At 62.8% G+C, this 19,055-nt stretch carries 12 protein-coding genes; 8 read left to right on the top strand and 4 right to left on the bottom strand.

Annotated elements, in window-relative coordinates; translation table 11 throughout:
* The first annotated feature begins 2 nt into the window (after positions 1–2).
* The 4 genes from HKD31_RS03510 (at position 3) to HKD31_RS03495 (ending at position 6,392) form a co-directional block, all read left to right on the top strand.
* Positions 3–929 carry a DUF58 domain-containing protein gene (locus HKD31_RS03510; protein ID WP_194263606.1) on the top strand — a complete coding sequence of 309 codons (927 nt, stop codon included), beginning with the start codon at positions 3–5 and terminating at the stop codon, positions 927–929.
* Positions 926–3,661 carry a DUF4159 domain-containing protein gene (locus HKD31_RS03505; protein ID WP_194263607.1) on the top strand — a complete coding sequence of 912 codons (2,736 nt, stop codon included), beginning with the start codon at positions 926–928 and terminating at the stop codon, positions 3,659–3,661. The genes HKD31_RS03510 and HKD31_RS03505 overlap by 4 nt, the downstream gene beginning before the upstream one ends.
* Complete coding sequence (locus HKD31_RS03500) at positions 3,658–5,697, top strand: VWA domain-containing protein (protein ID WP_194263608.1); 2,040 nt, start codon at positions 3,658–3,660, stop codon at positions 5,695–5,697. The genes HKD31_RS03505 and HKD31_RS03500 overlap by 4 nt, the downstream gene beginning before the upstream one ends.
* Before the next feature lie 77 nt (positions 5,698–5,774).
* Entirely contained in the window at positions 5,775–6,392 is a 618-nt protein-coding gene (locus tag HKD31_RS03495; RefSeq protein WP_194263609.1) for an ankyrin repeat domain-containing protein, read from the top strand.
* A 70-nt stretch (positions 6,393–6,462) separates the two neighbouring features.
* Here the strand turns inward: HKD31_RS03495 and HKD31_RS03490 are convergent, their stop codons facing one another.
* The 4 genes from HKD31_RS03490 to HKD31_RS03475 form a co-directional block, all read right to left on the bottom strand.
* Complete coding sequence (locus HKD31_RS03490) at positions 6,463–7,548, bottom strand: site-specific DNA-methyltransferase (protein ID WP_011251930.1); 1,086 nt, start codon at positions 7,546–7,548, stop codon at positions 6,463–6,465.
* Positions 7,545–8,168 carry a ribonuclease HII gene (locus HKD31_RS03485; protein WP_194263610.1) on the bottom strand — a complete coding sequence of 208 codons (624 nt, stop codon included), beginning with the start codon at positions 8,166–8,168 and terminating at the stop codon, positions 7,545–7,547. The genes HKD31_RS03490 and HKD31_RS03485 overlap by 4 nt, the downstream gene beginning before the upstream one ends.
* A gap of 146 nt (positions 8,169–8,314) precedes the next feature.
* A complete protein-coding gene (locus HKD31_RS03480; protein ID WP_062448916.1) occupies positions 8,315–8,950 on the bottom strand; it encodes a DUF4339 domain-containing protein in 636 nt (211 codons plus the stop codon).
* A 76-nt stretch (positions 8,951–9,026) separates the two neighbouring features.
* Positions 9,027–9,317 (bottom strand): CsbD family protein, encoded by a 291-nt coding sequence (locus HKD31_RS03475; protein WP_194263611.1) that lies wholly within the window; start codon positions 9,315–9,317, stop codon positions 9,027–9,029.
* Positions 9,318–9,599: 282 nt separating this feature from the next.
* Here HKD31_RS03475 and HKD31_RS03470 point away from each other — a divergent pair, with 282 nt between their 5' ends.
* The 4 genes from HKD31_RS03470 to HKD31_RS03455 are packed head-to-tail and all read left to right on the top strand — an operon-like array spanning position 9,600 to position 19,002.
* Positions 9,600–10,943, top strand: coding sequence for an efflux RND transporter periplasmic adaptor subunit (locus tag HKD31_RS03470; protein ID WP_194263612.1), 1,344 nt, complete (start codon positions 9,600–9,602; stop codon positions 10,941–10,943).
* Between the two features lie 39 nt (positions 10,944–10,982).
* Entirely contained in the window at positions 10,983–14,183 is a 3,201-nt protein-coding gene (locus tag HKD31_RS03465) for an efflux RND transporter permease subunit (RefSeq protein ID WP_194263613.1), read from the top strand.
* The gene (locus tag HKD31_RS03460; RefSeq protein ID WP_194263614.1) at positions 14,180–17,458 is read left to right on the top strand and encodes an efflux RND transporter permease subunit; all 3,279 of its coding nucleotides are present in this window, start codon (positions 14,180–14,182) and stop codon (positions 17,456–17,458) included. The genes HKD31_RS03465 and HKD31_RS03460 overlap by 4 nt, the downstream gene beginning before the upstream one ends.
* Positions 17,458–19,002: an efflux transporter outer membrane subunit gene (locus HKD31_RS03455; protein ID WP_062496113.1), complete on the top strand. Its 1,545-nt coding sequence runs from the start codon at positions 17,458–17,460 to the stop codon at positions 19,000–19,002. Before HKD31_RS03460 ends, HKD31_RS03455 begins: the two co-directional genes overlap by 1 nt.
* Positions 19,003–19,055 lie beyond the last annotated feature (53 nt).

The raw sequence follows: 19,055 nt of genomic DNA, 5'->3' as shown, positions 1-19,055 counted from the left end.
CCGTGAAAAGTCCGTCCGATACTCTGCGCAGTTTCTTCCGTCGCAACCGGGGCGCCGCTTCCAGCGCTCCGACCGTGCAGGCGGAAAGCCTCGCCCTGCCCGCGCTCGTTCTTGAAGCCGAAAAGATTGCTGCGAACCTGCAAAGCGGTGTTCACGGTCGCAGGCGTTCGGGCGCGGGTGAGGATTTCTGGCAGTTCCGCCCCTATCACGCCGGCGAGCCCGCAACGTCCATCGACTGGCGGCAGTCTGCCCGCTCTCCGGTCGAAGACACGTTCTGGGTCCGTGAGCGCGAGCGGGAAAACGCCCAGTCGCTGATGCTGTGGTGCGACCCGTCGCCCTCCATGCAGTGGCGATCGTCTGATACCCTGCCGACCAAGGCCGAGCGGGCCCAGCTCTGCACGCTGGCTCTGGCGTCCGCATCCCTGCGGGGTGGCGAGCGCGCCGGGCTGCTGACCGGAATTGAGGCGGGACGCGCACTGGCTGGCCGGCAGGTCCTGCCGCGGCTGGCCGCCTCCCTTCTGCATTCAGATGCGGACGAACCCGAATTTCCGCGCATGGCACTCGTTCCCGCCCGGTCCGATCTGGTCGTGATCAGCGATTTCCTGTGGGACGAAGACCGGATCGACACCTTTCTCAAGACCTGCGCCAGCCGCCCCGTGCGAACGCATCTTCTCTGCGTTCTCGATCCTGCGGAACGGGAACTGAAACGCTCCGGTCGAATCCGTTTCGAAGGGCTGGAAGGCGGCGTTCTGACCCTTCCAGCCATGGAAAGCCTTGGCCCCGCTTATGAACAGGCCATGAATGCCCATCTTGCGGCCCTGAAGCAGAGTGCGGCCTCGCTGCATGCCGACTGCATCATGCATGACACGTCGCAGAATCCGCTTCCGGCCCTGCTCGCCCTTCACATGGCATTGGGAGGCGGCCGATGATTCTTCTCGCCCCATTCCTGCTGCTCGGTCTTCTCACGCTGCCCGCCCTGTGGTGGCTGGTCCGCGCCACGCCGCCCGCCCCGCAGGATCAGCGCTTTCCGTCCCTGCTCATCCTGAACCGGTTGACGGCGCGGCGTGAGGACGCGGCCCGTTCGCCGCTCTGGCTCCTGCTTCTGCGCATGGCCGCCGTGGCCCTCGTTATTTTTGGACTGGCCCGGCCTGTCCTGACCCCGCATCAGGCCGAAACCGGAAACGGCCCGCTCACCCTTGTGCTTGATGATGGCTGGGCCGCCATTCCGCACTGGAATGAGCGTATTTCCGCGGCTCTGGCCCTTGGCGAAACTGCGATCCGCAATGGTCAGGACGTAACGCTTCTGCACGCTGCCCGCGCGCCTGATGGTGCGATGCCCGAAGCGTTCACGACGCATGATGCACATGCCCTGTCCGAACATCTTTCCCGCCTGAGGCCTCAGCCCTGGCCAACGGACCGTCAGGCCCTGGCGTCCCTGCTCCAGCACCGGGATCTGTCCGGCCAGCGCGTGATGATCCTTTCGGACGGGCTGGCGGCAAACGGAGATGCTACCCTGCATGACGCGCTCGCTAAGGCCCGTTCCGTGCAGGACATGCGCTGGAATGGCTGCGATATCCTGCGTCTTGCCGCATCTACGGGTCAGGACGGTGCCCTGCACGCCAGAGTGGACACACTGTCCTGCCCCACGCGGACCGTGACGCTCCATGCTGCCAATGCCAATGGTGGAACGCTCGCCGCCTATCCCGTCAGAACCGGGCAGGATCAGACCATTTCCCTCCCGCCTCTCCTGCGGAACCAGCTTGATCATCTGACGCTGGAAGGTGCAACCGGCCCCGCTGCCGTGCATCTGATGGGACAGGCTGATCACCGCCGTCCCGTAGGCATCCTCCAGACGCCTGGCGATGCCACACCGCTTGTCGGCTCGGCGTTCTTCCTGAACCGCGCCTTGCAGCCGATTTCGGACCTGCATAGCGGGGATGCGACGGCGCTGCTGGGTGCGCCCCTGTCTGTCCTGATCGCGACGGATGGCGCGCTTTCCGGCGATCAGACGCGCAGCCGTGTCCTGAACTGGGTCCGTCATGGTGGTATGCTCGTGCGCTTTGCCGGTCCCGGCCTCGCCGCCGAGCAGGGTGCCGCGTCCGACGCAACATCAGACGCGCTCCTGCCCGTCCATCTCATGAGTGGCATGCGGCAGCTCGGCGGTCCCATGTCCTGGGGCAAGCCGCAGACACTGGCGCCCTTCCCCGAGACCTCGCCGTTTTCCGACCTGACGATCCCGCCCGATGTCACTGTCTCCCGGCAGGTTCTGGCCAAGCCTGAAACGGGCCTCACGGATCATGTCTGGGCGGCCCTGAGTGACGGCACGCCTCTCGTGACCGCACGGGCGGAAGGCAATGGCGAGATCGTTCTGTTCCATGTCACGGCCTCGCCGGACTGGTCCAATGTGCCGCTGTCAGGGCTGTTCCCCGACATGCTGGAGCGCCTGATCGAGCGTTCGGCCGGCGTTGCGGGCGGTGGGCCTTCGGAACTTGCACCCTGGCGGATTGTCGGAAGTGACGGTGGGCTCATCATGCCCCCACAGGCCGCACGCTCCATCCGCGTCTCGGATCTGGCGCATACGCCTGTCTCCGTCACCCATCCCGCCGGACTTTATGGTCCGGCCCATGGAACGCATGCCCTGAACCTTTCCGACTCTGCGCCCGCAATGAAGGAAGAACCCCTGCTTGGGTCCCGCATTACACCGGATGGCGCCCCTGCAGACCGTCCGCTTGGTCCCGCGCTGATGACAGCGGGCCTGCTGCTTCTGCTGCTGGACCTGATCCTGTCCCTGCGGCGTTGCGGGCTGCTGGGCGCTCTGGGCGTGGCCTGTCTGCTGATCCTGCCCGTGGCTCATGCCCAGACCCCGACGCAGATGCCGCCCTTGCCGACAACTGTGCCACAGGCTGCGCTTGATACACGGCTGGCCTATGTCATCACCGGTCATGACGATATCGACACCGTCTCCCGCGAAGGGCTTCAAGGCCTCTCCGACTTTACAACGGCGCGCAGTTCCGCAACGCTCGGCCATCCGGATGGCGTCGTTCCGGGTAAGGACGATTTGGCGTTCTATCCGCTCCTGTACTGGCCGGTCACACCCGACGCCCAGCCCGATCCCGAGCGCACGAAAGCCCTCAATGCCTTCATGGATCATGGCGGCATCCTGCTGATCGACGAGCAGGGCGCGGGGACCGATACGGATTCCGGAACCAGTTCCGCAGCCCGCGCCGCGTTGCAGCGCGTGACTGATGGTCTCGTCGTGCCGCCGCTTGCCAAGCTGACGGAAAAGCACGTTCTGGCTCACACGTTCTATCTGCTACACAGCGGCTTCCCCGGCCGCGTTGCCGGGCAGCCGGTCTATGTCGCGCGTAATGGCGATGAGGCGAATGATGATGTCAGCCCGGTCATCATCGGCAATGGCGACTGGGCGCATGCCTGGGCCGTGGATGGTTCGGGCAACCATCCCTTCGCCGTCATTCCCGATGGCGAGGACCAGCGGACGCAGGCCTATCGTTTCGGCATGAACATGGTGCTGTATGCCCTGACCGGAAACTACAAGAACGATCAGGCGCAATACCCGGAAATGCTCCGCCGCCTCGGCACACCTGACAATGGGGCCGCCGCAACCAGCCCCGACAGCGTTGACGAGGAGGACGCACCATGATGTTCGACCTTTCTCCCATGCTGCCGATCTGGCTTCTGGCAACGCTGGCAATCCTGACCGTTGCGGGCGCAGTCTACGGTGCCATCCGTGGCGCACGCGGCATGCTTTGGCGGGCACTGGCTGTGCTGGCTCTTCTGGGCTGGCTGTCCGGACCGCGCTCGCTGCATCCGGTGCTACGACCCGTGCCGCAGGATGCGCTTCTGGTCGTGGACCGCTCGGCCTCCATGCAGGTCGGGCACCGGACTGCCATCGCGGACCATGCCGCCGAACAGATCATGCAGGACGCGGCCCATCTTCCTGGCCTGACGCTGCATCGCGTCGATGTGCCGGGCGGGACCGGTCACGGAACACGCCTGTTCGAGGCGCTGGACCATGCCGATCTGCCGCAGGGCCGTTTTGCGGGCGCCATTGTCGTGACCGATGGCATGGATCATGACGTACCACCCCATCTGCCGCCCCGCTTTCATGGCGCAAACGGCCAGACGCTTCCCCTGCATCTTCTGCTGACGGCACATGGCGAGGAACAGGACCGGCGCCTGCGCATCCTGAGCACGCCGCCCTATGCGATCGTCGGCCAGAACGCCACGATCCGCGTTCAGGTGGACGATCTGGGAGCGGCCAGCGCTTCGGATGCCATTCTCACGATCCGCTCCGGCGACGCCCCGCCGCAGACACGTCCTATCCAGACCGGCACGCCGCAGGACATCACGCTCCCCGTCCAGCATCCCGGCGAGACGCTGGTTGGGCTGTCCGTGTCCTCTCTGGCCGGGGAAGCGTCCACCGAGAACAACAGTGAAGTCGTCCGTATCCGTGGCGTTCGGGACCGGCTGCGCGTGCTGCTGGTCTCAGGCGTACCCAATCAGGGCGAGCGCGTCTGGCGCCGGCTGCTGAAGGCCGATCCATCCGTCGATCTCGTGCACTTCACCATCCTGCGCTCTCCCAACACCGATGACGGCACGCCGCTGTCCGATCTGGCGCTGATCCCGTTTCCCATCCGCGAACTGTTTCAGGAAAAGATCCGCAGCTTCGACCTCATCATTCTGGACGGCTTTCGCAACAGCAACATTCTACCTGACGAGTACCTGACCAACATCGCCGATTACGTGCGCAATGGCGGCGGCCTGCTGGTGACCGCCGGACCTGAATTCACGCAGGACGGCACGCTTCAGGACACAAGCCTCGCACAGGTTCTCCCCGCGCATGTCAGCACGGACGGAATCGTCACCCGCGCCTTCCGCCCTTCCCTGACCGATCTCGGCAAGACCCATCCTGTGACTGCGGGCCTGACGGAAGACTGGGGCCCCTGGTATCGCGCCCTTCATCCGGACCAGTCACACGGCGAAGACCTGATGCACGGTCCCGATGGCGCGCCGCTTCTCCTGCTGGACCGTGTGGATCGCGGGCGCGTGGCCATGCTGTTGTCGGACCAGCTCTGGCTCTGGTCGCGTGGTGAGGGTGGCGGCGGACCGCAGGCCGAACTTCTGCGCCGCCTGTCGCATTGGCTGATGAAGGAACCAGACCTTGAGGAAAACCGCCTCACGGCCCGGATCGAGAGCGGCCAGCTTGAAATCGAACGTCATGCCGCCGGCCAGCCCGTTTCGCCGGAAGCCTTCGTCACCGCCCCGGACGGAAAGCGCCAACCCCTGACACTGACCCGGACGAATGGCGTCTGGCACGCTACGGCCCCTGCCACGATGCCCGGAATCTGGAGCGTCCGGCAGGATGGTCTCGTCGCCTTCGCCAGCCCGGTTTCTCATGACCCGATCGAGCGGCAGGACCTGCGCGCCACCGCGACCCTCATGGACGGCGCAGCCAAGGCTTCTGGCGGAACTGTCTCATGGATTGCGGATCAGACACCCCATCTGCGACAGGTCTCGGCCGGTAACGCCATGAGCGGATCGGACTGGATGGGCCTTCCCGTTACAACCGCCGCCGTCGCGGGTGAGACGCGCACGAAAGACCTCGTTCCCGCCTGGGCGGCCCTGCTTGCGGCGCTGATTTTCCTCGCAATCGGCTGGTGGCGGGAAGGTCATTGAAAAAATGTCACATTCCGGCACGCCTGAGAGGCATCTGCAGACTCGCACAGGACGATCGATCACAGTATATTGGCATCATGCGACTGCTCCCCACCCTGCCCCGCCTGCTGCTCATTGCCGCTCTGGCAATGACGCCGACGATTCTCGTACCCTGGCATCACGCCCAGGCTCAGGATGCCGACGACGCCGAGGCTGAACAGGAAGCCGAAGCCGCCCAGAAGAAGGCCGAGGCCCGCAAGGCCGCCCAGCGCGCCGCGCCACCTTCCGCCCTGCCCGGAGCAGAAGCATCCGATGACGATGCCGGTCATGCCCGTTCGGACGTGAACCCGACCACCGCCCTGTTCGATGCCATCAACCGCGGTTCGCTCAATGCTGCGAAAGAAGCCCTCAACCGCGGTGCCGACATGGGCGGTCACAACGTTCTGGACCAGACGCCGCTGGACATGGCCATCGACCTGAACCGCAAGGACATCATGTTCCTGCTCCTGTCGATGCGGACCTACAACCCGGATGGCAAGATCGAGAACAGCGTCTCTGACGAGGGCGTCGAGATGAAGAACGGCAGCGGCCATCTTACGATCGGCGGCAAATCCGTCACCCCGAAACGCTCTCTCGTCGCAGCGTCGCCGCATTTCGATACGAGCGGCGGAAAATCGGACCCGTCAGTCGGCTTCCTTGGTTTTGCAGGCCACTGATATTTCTGCACCAGACACGAAAAAAGCCGGAGACTGATCTCCGGCTTTTTTATGAGCACTGCCCCGGGCGTCAGCCGACGTTGCGGAGCGCCTGGCTTTCCTGACGCAGCACATCGATCTGGACGTACTGGCCGTCCCGCTCGAAATACCAGAACGTCCAGCCATTGCAGGACGGTGCATTGGTCAGCATTGCCCCCAGCTTGTGGATCGAGCCGCGCTGATTGCCCGATACGAGCGTACCATCGGGCGTGACGGTTGCTTTCAGCCGCTTCTGCCGGTCATACAGCAGCGTCCCGGCCGGAAGGACACCGGTTTCCACGAAGCTGCCAAACGGAATGCGCGGCATTTCGCGCTTGGCGGGGGTCGTTGCAAGCTGCTCGGAAGTCAGACGCTCTTCACGCGCCACGCGTTCCCGGGCAGCTTTGACGTAGTCCGGGTGGCGTTCAATGGCGATGTAATGGCGGCCAAGGCGCTTGGCCATCGCCGGGGTGGTGCCGCTTCCGCAGAACGGATCGAGCACCACATCATTGGCATTGGTTGAGGCGACCAGCACACGATGCAGCAGGCTTTCCGGCTTCTGCGTCGGATGCAGTTTCAGGCCATGTTCGTTTTTCAGGCGCTCATTGCCCGTGCACAGCGGCAGGTACCAGTCCGAACGCATCTGAAGATCGTCGTTCAGGGCCTTCATGGCCTGATAGTTGAACCGGTACTTGCTTTGCGGACCGCGCGCCGCCCAGATCAGCGTCTCATGCGCGTTGGTAAAGCGACGCCCGCGGAAATTCGGCATCGGATTGGACTTGCGCCAGACGATGTCGTTCAGGATCCAGAAGCCCAGATCCTGCATGATCGCGCCCAGCCGGAAGACGTTGTGATACGACCCGATAACCCAGATCGTGCCGTCCTTGTGCAGGATACGGCGCGCTTCACTCAGCCATTCGCGCGTAAAATTGTCGTAGGTCGCGTAATCCGCGAACTTGTCCCAGTCATCGTCCACCCCGTCCACGACGGTTTCGTCCGGACGACGCAGCTCACCGCGCAGCTGAAGGTTGTACGGTGGGTCAGCGAAAATGCAGTCCACGCTCCCATCGGGCAGCGTCTTCATCGTCTCAATGCACTCTCCACGCAGGATCTGGTCGACGGGAAATTCACCGCTCATGCTGCGTGTGCCTCTGCTTCAATCATGTTTCGTATCGGCGCGAACCCGCGCCTGTGATGGGGTGTCACCCCCCGGAGCTTCAGTCCATGCATATGCGCGGCCGTGCCGTAACCGGCGTTGCGCTCCCACCCATAAGCATCATGCCGCACGGCCAGACGCGCCATCAGGCGGTCCCGCGTCACTTTTGCGATGATGGAGGCTGCGGCGATGGACAGGCTGATCCCGTCCCCGCCAATCACCATTTTTATGGGGCATGGCAGCTTCGGGGCATGTTTGCCGTCCACAAGCGCCAGATCGGGAGTGCACCCCAGACGGGACAGAGCGCGCCGCATGGCCAGATAGCAGGCCTGGGCGATGTTGATCCGCTCGATTTCCGCGACCGAGGCGGCACCGATACCGATCAGCGTCTGCTCATCGGCCATGAGGGCCTCATAGGCCAGCATCCGGCGACGCACCGTCAGTTTCTTGGAATCATCAAGGAGGGAAGACAGGGTTTCTGAGGGGGGAGCCATGAATGCTACGGCAGAAGCCACTACCGGCCCTGCCAGAGGACCACGCCCAACTTCGTCGATCCCGACGACCAGCCCCCCGTGGGCAGCTTCCAGGGCGTAATCCGGCATTTCTGAGCATTCTCCCCGACAGACACCCCGAAATCAGGTGACCGAATCGGTTTTGAATCATAGCGACTCGAAAGGGAAGCCCAAAAATGCATGTTCTCTAAGTTTAATCTGTCAAGTGTGGTGGGAAAGACTCTTTCCCACCACCGTCAGAGTTCTTCCTGTTCGTTGTCCTGACCCGAGGCCGGCGGGGTTGAGGGAGCGGGCTGATTCAGCTGTCCCTGCCGGGTCTGAAGCTCGGTTTCGATCTGGGGCAACTGATAGATTTTTTCCGTCACATTGGCCGCCAGCAGCACAAGACTGACGATCAGGAGCGACAGTCCGCGCCCGACAATCTGCCGGCGCCGCCAGAAATATCCGGGCAGGAACAGCCACCACCAGAAGCCCGGCGGGGTCTGTCCACTTTCACGGATGGAGTTCCGGTCCAGCATGAAGGCTGTAAAGAACAGGGCCAGCGACATCATTCCGACGATGGAGAATGTCCCCATCCGCTCGCTGTCGGGGATCTGCCGCCAGTCCAGGACGAGAAGCGCCAGGCGCTGGATTAGCCACGGCCCGACCAGCAGAACCCAGGCCCAGTGCTCCGAGATCCCGGCCGACATGCGCAGCAGCCCCGTGAGCGGAGACACCAGCCCCGCCGCGCTGGCCGGCTTCCAGACGTCTCCGAATTCCGACGTCCAGACAAGCGTCTCAGGTCTGATGCGCTGCTGCATGATCAGACGCAGAATTTCTTCACGGGAGACGGGACCGGCCTGCTGCCCGTTATTCTCGTAAAACCATTCCATGCAAAAAGCCTCCCGGATTACTCCGGGAGGCTTCTAGCACAAAGACGCCGCTGTGGTCGAAGCGCCTCTTGCTCCCTCAGGAGCTTTTGCGACCGAACATCAGTCCGCCCACGATCATTCCGACGACCGTCGCAATCACCAGCGAGATCAAGGGACGATCCTGAACGAATGCCGTCGCGGCTTCGAGCTTGGTTTCACCCTCGTCGTACAGGTCAGCGAAGTCCTGCTGCGCCATGCCGGAAAGCTGGTCGAACTTGCCCTCAGCCTGAAGCTTCGCATCGCCCGTCAGACCGCCTAAACCGTCCTTGACCTTGCCTTTGGCTTCATCCAGGAGGCCCTCGGCCTTCGTCTCAGTTGTATCAGCCATCTTGTTCTCCTCTGTCCGGATAGACCTGTGTCTGCATTCAAACGCACGACGGGAGCATCCGGTTCCAGTCCGATATGATCCCTGAGCGCAGAAGAGACAAGCCCCGGGGAAAAGTAACGAACCGTATCATTTTGCCCGGTTTTTGATTTTCGTTGTCAAAACTGAACAGGATTTAAGGTCGTGTCATGGCAGGCGCTGGTTTCCTGCCGTATAGGTATGAAAACACACAGCATCGCCGCCTGAGAGCCCTGCGCTCTGGTATACGGGAAAGACAGAACCACCATGGATCAGCAGACGGCCGGCTCCAGCGACCGCCTTACGAACAGCACAGCCCAGTCCTCTCCCTCACCAGCCCGTTCCCGTCGGCGCTGGATCCTGTGGGGAATTGTCCTTCTGGTCGCTCTCCTGATCCTGTTCGCGATCTTCCGCCCCCATGGGGCGACACACAAGCATGCCCGCGGGGCAGCCGCCGACGGAAGCGTACAGCCCGTCGCCGTCGCAAGTGCCCATATCGGCGACATGCCTGTCATTTTCCAGGAAATCGGCACGGTCGTCCCCGTCACCAACGTAACGATCACGCCGCGCGTCAACGGCCATATCGCCGCCGTCTATTATCAGGAAGGCCAGCACGTCCATAAGGGAGACGAGCTCGAACTGATCGATCCGCGTCCCTACGAGGCCACGCTCGCGCAGTATCGTGGCACGCTTGCAGCCGATATCGCGCAGCTTGAAAAGGCCCGCGTGGACAATGCCCGCTACCAGCGCCTGATCAAACAGAACTCGACCTCGGCGATGACGGCCCGGGATCAGGAATTCACGGTACAGCAGCTCGAAGGACAGGTCGAATATGATCGCGCCAATGTCCGCAACGCCGAACTGAACGTGATGTACTGCCACATCATCGCGCCGGTCGATGGCCGTGTCGGTATCCGCGTGCTCGACGTAGGCAACTATGTCACCGCAGGTCAGTCCGGCGGCCTGACGATCCTGACACAGATGCAGCCGATCTCCGTGATTTTCACGGTCCCGCAGAACCAGCTTGGCGAAGTCGCGACCCATCTGCGGGAATCCGGCGAACTGACGGTTGAAGCCTGGAACAGCGACAACACCCAGAAACTCGCCACGGGCACCGTGAAGGCCCTCGACAGCCAGATCGATACCTCGACCGGAACGGTCCGGATGCGTGGCATTTTTGCCAACGAGGACGAGCACCTCTTCCCGAACCAGTTCGTCAACCCGCATCTGCTGGTCACGACGCTGCATGATGCCCTGCTCGTCCCCGGCAATGCCTTGCAGACCGGTCCGGACGGGCGCTTCGTCTACCGCGTGAAATCCGACATGACCGTGGAAGTCGTTCCCGTCACCGTGGGGGCAACCGACAGCACGAATGCCGTGATCCAGAAAGGCCTGAACGACGGTGACCGCGTCGTGACAGACGGTGTCAGCCATCTGCGTCCGGGGCAGAAGATCTCGATCCCCGACACCTCTTCGGCAGCGAAGCAGACCTCGGAAGCCGAACAGCAGACCGCCGGTCAGCACCGCCGTCACCGCAACGGACAGCAGAGTTCCGACGCACCGCAGCAGCAGAACGACCCGTCCTCGCCCGCCGATACCGGCAACCACTGATCGCCGACCAGAACAGCAAGATTAGGGAACAGCAAGACCGTGAATCCGTCCCGCCTGTTCATCGAGCGCCCGGTTGCCACCAGCCTCCTGATGTTCGCCATCCTGCTGAGCGGCCTGCTCGGCTATCACTTCCTGGCCGTGTCAGCCCTGCCGCAGGTCGAATACCCGACGATCACGGTCTCGACCTTCTATCCGGGCGCCGGGCCGGACGTGATGAGCACGTCCGTCACCGCCCCTCTGGAAACCCAGCTGGGTCAGATGGCGGGCCTGGACCAGATGACCTCCCAGTCCTCGGGCGGTGCCTCGGTCGTGACCCTGCGCTTCGGGCTCGACATGTCGATGGACGTGGCCGAGCAGGAAGTTCAGGCCGCGATCAACAACGCCACCTCCCTGCTCCCCAGCGATCTGCCCGCCCCCCCGATCTATGCGAAGGTCAATCCGGCTGACACCCCCGTCCTGACGCTCGGCATCACGTCCAAGACGCTGCCGCTTCCGGAGGTCGAGGATTACGTCAACACGCGTCTTGAGCAGAAGATCAGCCAGATTTCCGGCGTCGGCCTCGTCACCCTGTCAGGCGGCAACCGAAAGGCGTATCGGATCCAGGTCAACATTCCGAAGCTGACCTCCTACGGCATCGCGATCGACACACTGCGCACCATCATCAGCACGGTGAACGTCAATTCCCCGACCGGTACGTTCGACGGTCCCAAGCGCTCCACCTCCCTGCGCATCGACGGTCAGATCCAGTCCGTCGAACAGCTCATGAACCAGGTGATCGCGTATCAGAACAACGGTCCGATCCGGGTGCGTGACATCGCAACCGTCGTCGAAGGTGCGGAAAACGCACAGCTCGCCGCCTGGGCCAACCGCACGCCTGCGCTGATCCTGAACGTGCAGCGTCAGCCCGGCGCGAATGTCATTGGCGTCGTGGACAACGTGCTGCGCGTCCTGCCGCAGCTCAAGCTCGACCTGCCGCCCGGCATTGACGTCACGCCATTGACTGACCGGACCACGACCATCCGCGCGTCGGTCAATGACGTGGAATACGAACTCGCACTGGCCATGCTGCTGGTCGTGGGTGTGATCTTCGTATTCCTGCGGAACGTTCCGGCGACGATCATTCCCAGCCTCTCCGTCCCGCTGTCGCTGATCGGTACGCTGGCGGCGATGTATCTGCTGGGCTTCTCGCTCGACAACCTTTCGCTGATGTCCCTGACCATCGCGACCGGCTTCGTCGTCGATGACGCCATCGTGGTGATCGAGAACATCGCGCGTTACGTCGAAGCCGGCGAGGACCGCTACACCGCAGCACTCAAGGGCGCGGGCGAAATCGGCTTCACCATCATCTCGCTGACGGTCTCGCTGATCGCCGTGCTGATTCCGCTGCTGTTCATGAAGGACGTTGTGGGGCGTCTCTTTCATGAATTCGCGATGACGCTCTCCATCACGATCATCATTTCCGCCGTTGTCGCCCTGACGCTGGTCCCGATGATGTGCGCGCGCCTGCTCTCCGATACGCATGCGCCGTCCACGAAGAACACGGTCTGGAGCCGCCTGTCCAACAGCACTGAACGCGGCATCAATGCGCTGATCGCGGGCTACGGACGCTGGCTCGACGTCGTGCTGCGCTTCCGTGTCATGACCCTTCTTGTCACGGTCGGCACGATCATCCTGACGGGCGTTCTGGCCTGGACCATTCCCAAGGGCTTCTTTCCGACACAGGACACCGGCGTCATCCAGGGCATCTCCGTGATGTCGCAGGCCATTTCGTTCGAAGGCATGAAGGAGCGTCAGGCCGCCCTTGGAGACGTAATCCTCAAGGATCCGGACGTCGCCAGCATCTCATCCTTCGTCGGCATCGACGGCCAGAACATGACGCTGAATGTCGGCCGCTTCCTCATCAACCTCAAGCCGCGTGAACAGCGGACGAGCGACCTTCAGACGATCCTGCGCCGCCTCTCTTCCGTCGGGCAGCAGGTGACCGGCGCCGAACTCTATGTCCAGCCGATCCAGGATCTGTCTCTGGATTCCTCGATTTCCGCCACGCAGTACCAGTTCATGCTGGAAAACCCGGATTACGACACCTTCAAGACCTGGGTGCCTAAATTCGTGGATGCACTACGCAAGGAGCCGTCCCTGACGGATGTGACGTCCGATCTTCAGGCCGAGGGACTGGTCGCCCAGCTCTCGCTCGACCGTCCGACCGGCGCGCGATACTCCATCACGCCGCAGACGATCGACAACCTTCTGTATGACAGCTACGGCCAGCGCCAGATCACCACGATCTACACGCAGTCCAACCAGTACCGCGTCATTCTGGAAGCCGATCCGAAGCTCCAGACAGACCTGACGTCCCTGAGCCAGCTCTACCTGCCGGGCATCTCGTCCGAAGCCGGCGCCAGCACGTCCGGCCCGACCCGCCAGCCGACATCCGGTCTCGTGCCGCTGTCGCAGGTGACAACGATTACCCATGCGCTCTCACCGCTGCTGATCAGCCATTACGGGCAGTTCCCGGCCACGACCGTCTCGTTCAACGTCACCAGTGGTTATTCGCTGGGAACCGCAACCGACGCCATCGAACGCGTGGAAAAGCAGATCAACCTGCCGCCGGAATTCCAGACTGCTTTCCAGGGCACGGCCGCGGCGTTCCGCTCGTCGCTGTCCAACGAGGTCTGGCTGGTCATGGCGGCCGTGATCGCGGTCTATATCGTGCTGGGAATTCTCTATGAGAGTTACATCCACCCGATCACGATCCTCTCCACCCTGCCTTCGGCCGCCATCGGTGCGCTGATCGGGCTCTATCTGTTCGGGATGGATCTCGATATCATGGGCATCATCGGCATTGTGCTGCTGATCGGCATCGTGAAGAAGAACGCCATCATGATGATCGACTTCGCGCTCGAAGCCGAACGTCTGGAAGGCCATACGCCCCTTGAGTCCATCAAGCGCGCGGCCATGCTCCGTTTCCGTCCGATCCTGATGACCACGCTGGCCGCCCTGTTCGGCGCCCTGCCCCTGCTGCTCGGCACGGGTGTTGGCTCCGAGCTGCGTCGTCCGCTGGGTGTGGCCATCGTCTTCGGCCTGATGATGTCGCAGCTCCTGACCCTGTTCACCACACCCGTCATCTATCTGTTCATGGATGAGGTCGGCACGAAAACGCGTGCCTTCATCAAGCGTCACCGTCGCAGCACCCCGCCTTCGAAGCCCCAGACCTCCAATCCCCAGACAGGCGCTCCGTGAATCTGGTCCGCCTCTTCGTCCTGAGGCCTGTCGGCACGACGCTGCTGGCCGTCGCCCTCGTGATGGGCGGCATCATGGGGTATTTCACCCTGCCGGTCGCCGATCTGCCGAACGTGGATTTCCCGGTCATCATGGTGACCGCGAACCAGCCCGGCGGCTCCCCGTCCGAAATCGCGAGCACGATCGCCGGGCCTCTGGAACGGCATCTCGGCGCGATTTCCGGCGTGACCGAAATGACGTCGGAATCCACGGTCAACCAGACGCGCATCACGCTGCAGTTCGACCTGTCGCGCGATATCAACGGCGCGGCGCGTGACGTGGAAGCGGCGCTTCAGGGCGCGCGGCAGGATCTGCCCACGACCCTGCGCAGCAACCCGACCTATATGAAGGCAAACTCGAACGGGCCGCCCGTCCTTGCGCTGACGCTGACGTCCAGCACCCGGACGCCGCAGGAACTCTACGATTTCGCCAGCAATATCCTGATCCCGCAGCTCAGCCAGATCCAGGGCGTGGGCGATGTGGACATCCGGGGCGCGTCCCTTCCGGCCGTGCGGGTCGAGATCAATCCGCTGCGTCTGTTCCGCTACGGGATCGGATTCGAGGATCTTCGCGCTGCCCTGGCGTCTGCCAATGCCCATACGCCCAAGGGCTTCCTGGACGCCAATGGAGAGCGGATGATGCTCTCCACCAACGATCAGGCCACCAAGGCCGAAGAATACCGCGACCTGATCATCGCATACCGCAACAGCCAGCCCGTGCGCCTCACGGATGTGGCGGACGTCAATGACAGCGTGGAAGACCTTCGGCAGGCCGGCTATCTCAATGGCAAGGCCGCCATCATCTGCACCGTGTTCACCCAGGGCGGGGCCAACGTCATCAAGACGATTGACGGCATCCGCAGTCGTCTGCCCGTGCTCCAGTCCGCCCTGCCTGGCAACACCGATATCTCGATCCTGATCGATCGCTCCAAGACGATCCGGGCCTCGCTGGACGATACGAAACAGACGCTCATCATCGCCGTCGTGCTCGTGGTGGCCGTGGTCCTGCTGTTCCTGCGCAGCCTGTCGGCCATCATGGTTCCGGCCATCGTGGTTCCGGTCTCGATTATTGGCACCTTCGGCGCGATGTCGCTGATGGGATACCAGCTCGACAACATGTCGCTGATGGCCCTGACGATCTCGACCGGCTTCGTGGTCGATGACGCCATCGTCGTTCTGGAAAACATCGCCCGCTACATGGAGATGGGCTACGGTCGGCAGGAAGCCGCGATCAAGGGTACGACCGAGGTCGCCTTCACCGTTGTCTCGATCACTGTCTCGCTGATCGTCGTCTTCGCACCGATCATGCTGATGGGCGGCATTGCCGGGCGCCTGTTCCATGAATTCGCGATGACCATGGTCATCACGCTCTGCATCTCGCTGGTCCTGTCCCTGACGCTGACGCCCATGATCAGCGCCCAGCTCCTGACCCATACGGACGATCAGGGTCCAGGCCTGTGGAAGAAGATCGGCCGCTTCCTCGAACGCTCGATCAACGGCATTACCGCAGGTTACGGGCGCTCCCTCGACTGGGCGCTAGGGCACCAGTTCCTGATCGCAATGTCCCTGCCCGCCACGCTGGTTCTTGCGGGTGTGCTCTATGTGAAGATGCCCAAGGGCTTTTTTCCGTCCGAGGATACCGGACAGATCATGGGCCGCGTCGTCGCCGACCAGTCGATCTCGTTCCAGGCGCTCCAGAAAATCGTGGTCAAGGCCATGAAGGCCGTGGCGTCTGACCGCGATGTCGTGGGCGTCATGGGTGGCGTAGGCGGGCGTTCGGCCAACTCCGCCAACATGTTCGTCGCCCTCAAGCCCAAGTCCGAGCGCACGGACGATCTCGCCACGACCATTCAGCGCCTGACCCGCCGGTTCTCCCACGTCCCCGGCGCACAGCTCCGCCTGATGGCGCCGGGCAGCGTCCGGATGGGCGCGCGTCCCGGCGATGCCGCCTACCAGTATTCGCTGGAAGGCCCTTCCGCCGAGGACCTGTTCGAATGGACGCCCAAGATCGTGGCTGCACTCTCGAAGCTGCCGGAACTCATGGACGTCACCTCGGATGTGGAACAGGGCGGACAGGGCATCAACATCGCGATCAACCGCGATACGGAGGCCCGTTACTCCGTCACGCCACAGCTGATTTCCAACACGCTCTATGATGCGTTCGGCCAGCGTGCCGCGTCCATCATCTACGGCAATCTCAACCAGTACCGCGTCGTCATGGAGGCGGCCCCCCGCTACTGGCAGGATCCGTCGATGCTGGAGCAGATGTGGGTCAGCATCTCGGGTGGCACTGCTGCAGGCGGCACGGCGTCCAACAATATCCGCGTCAAAGCGGCAACCACGACGACCACCCTGTCCGAGAGCGAGATCTCCTATCAGAACTCGGTGGCCAACGCGCTCGCCGGCGGCAAGTCAGCTTCGAGCGGCTCTGCGGTTGCCACGACCGCATCCACAATGGTGCCGCTCTCCGTCGTCTCGCGCAAGCGCAACACCAATACGGCCCTGACCGTCAGCCATGACGGGCAGTCCGTCGCGACGACCATCTCCTTCAACCTTGCCCCGGGCGTCTCGCTTGGTCCGGCTGTCGATGCCGTTCAGGCCGCCATGGTCAAGCTGCATGTTCCTGCGGACATTCATGGCGGGTTTGCCGGCAACGCGGCGGCCTTCCAGAAATCGGTCGGCAACGAGGCCCTGCTGATCCTCGCGGCACTCGCGGCCGTCTATATCGTGCTGGGTATCCTGTATGAGAGCCTGATCCATCCCCTCACGATCCTCTCAACCCTGCCGTCTGCGGGTGTGGGTGCCATTCTTGCCCTTCAGGTCTGCGGTGAGGAGTTCTCCCTCATGGCAATGATCGGCGTGATCCTCCTGATCGGTATCGTCAAGAAGAACGCCATCATGCTGATCGATTTCGCCCTGGTGGCGCAGCGTGAGGGTCTGTCCCCCACAGATGCCATCCGTCAGGCGAGCCATCTGCGCTTCCGCCCGATCCTCATGACATCGCTGGCAGCCGCATTCGGCGCCGTGCCCCTGATCATTGGCAACGGCTATGGCTGTGAACTCCGGCGTCCGCTGGGCATCGCCATCCTCGGCGGCCTCGTGGTCAGCCAGCTTCTGACGCTCTACAGCACACCCGTCATTTTCCTGTATCTCGACCGGTTCGGGCGCGCCATGGGCCGTCTGCGGGCCCATATCGCCTCCTTCTTCCATCTTTCATCCCGGGAAACACAGTCCTGATGACCGCCCTCCGTAAGTCTACCCTGCGCACTGCCCTGCTGGGGGCAGCGACCCTGCCTTTCCTGAGCGGCTGCATCGGCGGCATGGTCGGACCGAACTATCATCGTCCGAAGGCCATCATCTCTGCCAAATTCAAGGAAGCGCCCCCGCCCCCCGGCTGGCAGGTTGCGGTCCCGGATCTTGCAAAGATGCCCAAGGGAGACTGGTGGACGATCTTCAACGATCCCGTCCTGAACGATCTTGAAGAACGGGTTGCCACATCCAATCAGAGCCTGAAGGAATACGAGGCGCAGTACCGCAAGGCTGCCGCCACGATTGACTCGATCCGCGCGCAGCTCTTCCCGACCCTGAGCGGCAAATTCAGCTTCAACCGCACCTCGGAAGGCAGCAGCACCTCGAATACCAGCAGCGGTGTTTCCTACTCGGTCAGCCAGTCCTACACGTCCAACACGTGGACGACCGGCCCCTCCGCAAGCTGGACCGTGGACGTCTGGGGCATGATCCGTCGTCAGGTGCAGGAGCAGGTCGCGGCAACGCAGGCCGACGCAGCGCTGGTTGCCAACATGCGCCTGTCCTATCAGCTCCAGCTGGCTCAGGATTATTTCGATCTGCGCTATCAGGACAGCCTGATTGCGCTCTATGCCCGCAACGTGGACCTGTATCGCCACAACCTGGAGATCCTCCAGAACCAGCTCGAAGCCGGCGTCGCCGATCCCGCCAGCGTGCTTCAGGCACGGTATCTCCTGCAATCGACACAGGCCAGCCTCTCCAACGCTCATATTGCCCGCTCGCAGTATGAACATGCCATCGCAATGCTGACGGGCCGCGCTCCCGCAGAACTCACGCTGGCGCCCTCTCCCTTGCCCGAGACGATCCCCCCGGCACCTGTTGCGGTCCCGTCCATGCTGCTTCAGCGCCGTCCGGACGTGGCGCAGGCCGAGCGGAACATGGAAGCCTATAATGCCGAAATCGGATACGAGATTGGCGCCTTCTTCCCACAGGTCACACTCTCCGCATCCTACGGCTACAGCGGCAATCCGCTCCAGCAGCTGATCCAGACCGCTACCCGGACCTGGAGCCTTGGTGCTGCGGCAACGGAGACCATCTTCGAGGGTGGCTCACGCTCGGCCGCGGTTCGCAGTGCGGAAGCCGATTACGACAACGCCGTCGCCACCTATCGTCAGACAGTCCTGGCCGCGCTGCAGGACACCGAGGATCAGATGTCAGGTCTGCATTATCTCGATCAGCAGCTGGCCCTGCAGAATGCTGCCGTGAAGTCCGCCGAGGCCGCGGTTCAGGTTTCGATGAACGAATATCTGGCCGGAACGCAGATCTATACAACGGTCATCACGGCAGAGCAGAATGCCCTGCAGTACCAGGAGACCCAGCTCAGCGTACGGCAGCAGCAGTTCCTTGCCGAAGTAAAGCTGATAACGGATCTTGGCGGTGGCTGGACCACGCAGCAGCTTCCGAGCAAAAACTCACTCCAGACGGACAATCCGCTTCTTCCGTCCTTCATCCAGAGAGACAAGAACGGAAACTGAAGCACAGAAAAAGGGCGGGACCATCGGCACCCGCCCTTTTCATATCTTCCCCG

This window comes from Gluconobacter potus (assembly GCF_015244705.1).
In the GTDB taxonomy this organism is placed as follows: Bacteria; Pseudomonadota; Alphaproteobacteria; order Acetobacterales; family Acetobacteraceae; genus Gluconobacter; species Gluconobacter potus.
The sequence above is the reverse complement of the archived record's forward strand: the minus strand, read 5'-3'. Positions and strand labels throughout refer to the sequence as shown.

Bases quoted from the DNA above. Each gene is read 5' to 3' on its own strand.
- HKD31_RS03505 (WP_194263607.1), top strand. From the start codon at position 926: ATGATTCTTCTCGCCCCATTCCTGCTGCTCGGTCTTCTCACGCTGCCC.
- HKD31_RS03455 (WP_062496113.1), top strand. From the start codon at position 17,458: ATGACCGCCCTCCGTAAGTCTACCCTGCGCACTGCCCTGCTGGGGGCA.
- HKD31_RS03490 (WP_011251930.1), bottom strand. From the start codon at position 7,548: ATGAGCGGTGAATTTCCCGTCGACCAGATCCTGCGTGGAGAGTGCATT.
- HKD31_RS03485 (WP_194263610.1), bottom strand. From the start codon at position 8,168: ATGCCGGATTACGCCCTGGAAGCTGCCCACGGGGGGCTGGTCGTCGGG.
- HKD31_RS03470 (WP_194263612.1), top strand. From the start codon at position 9,600: ATGGATCAGCAGACGGCCGGCTCCAGCGACCGCCTTACGAACAGCACA.
- HKD31_RS03495 (WP_194263609.1), top strand. From the start codon at position 5,775: ATGCGACTGCTCCCCACCCTGCCCCGCCTGCTGCTCATTGCCGCTCTG.
- HKD31_RS03480 (WP_062448916.1), bottom strand. From the start codon at position 8,950: ATGGAATGGTTTTACGAGAATAACGGGCAGCAGGCCGGTCCCGTCTCC.
- HKD31_RS03500 (WP_194263608.1), top strand. From the start codon at position 3,658: ATGATGTTCGACCTTTCTCCCATGCTGCCGATCTGGCTTCTGGCAACG.
- HKD31_RS03475 (WP_194263611.1), bottom strand. From the start codon at position 9,317: ATGGCTGATACAACTGAGACGAAGGCCGAGGGCCTCCTGGATGAAGCC.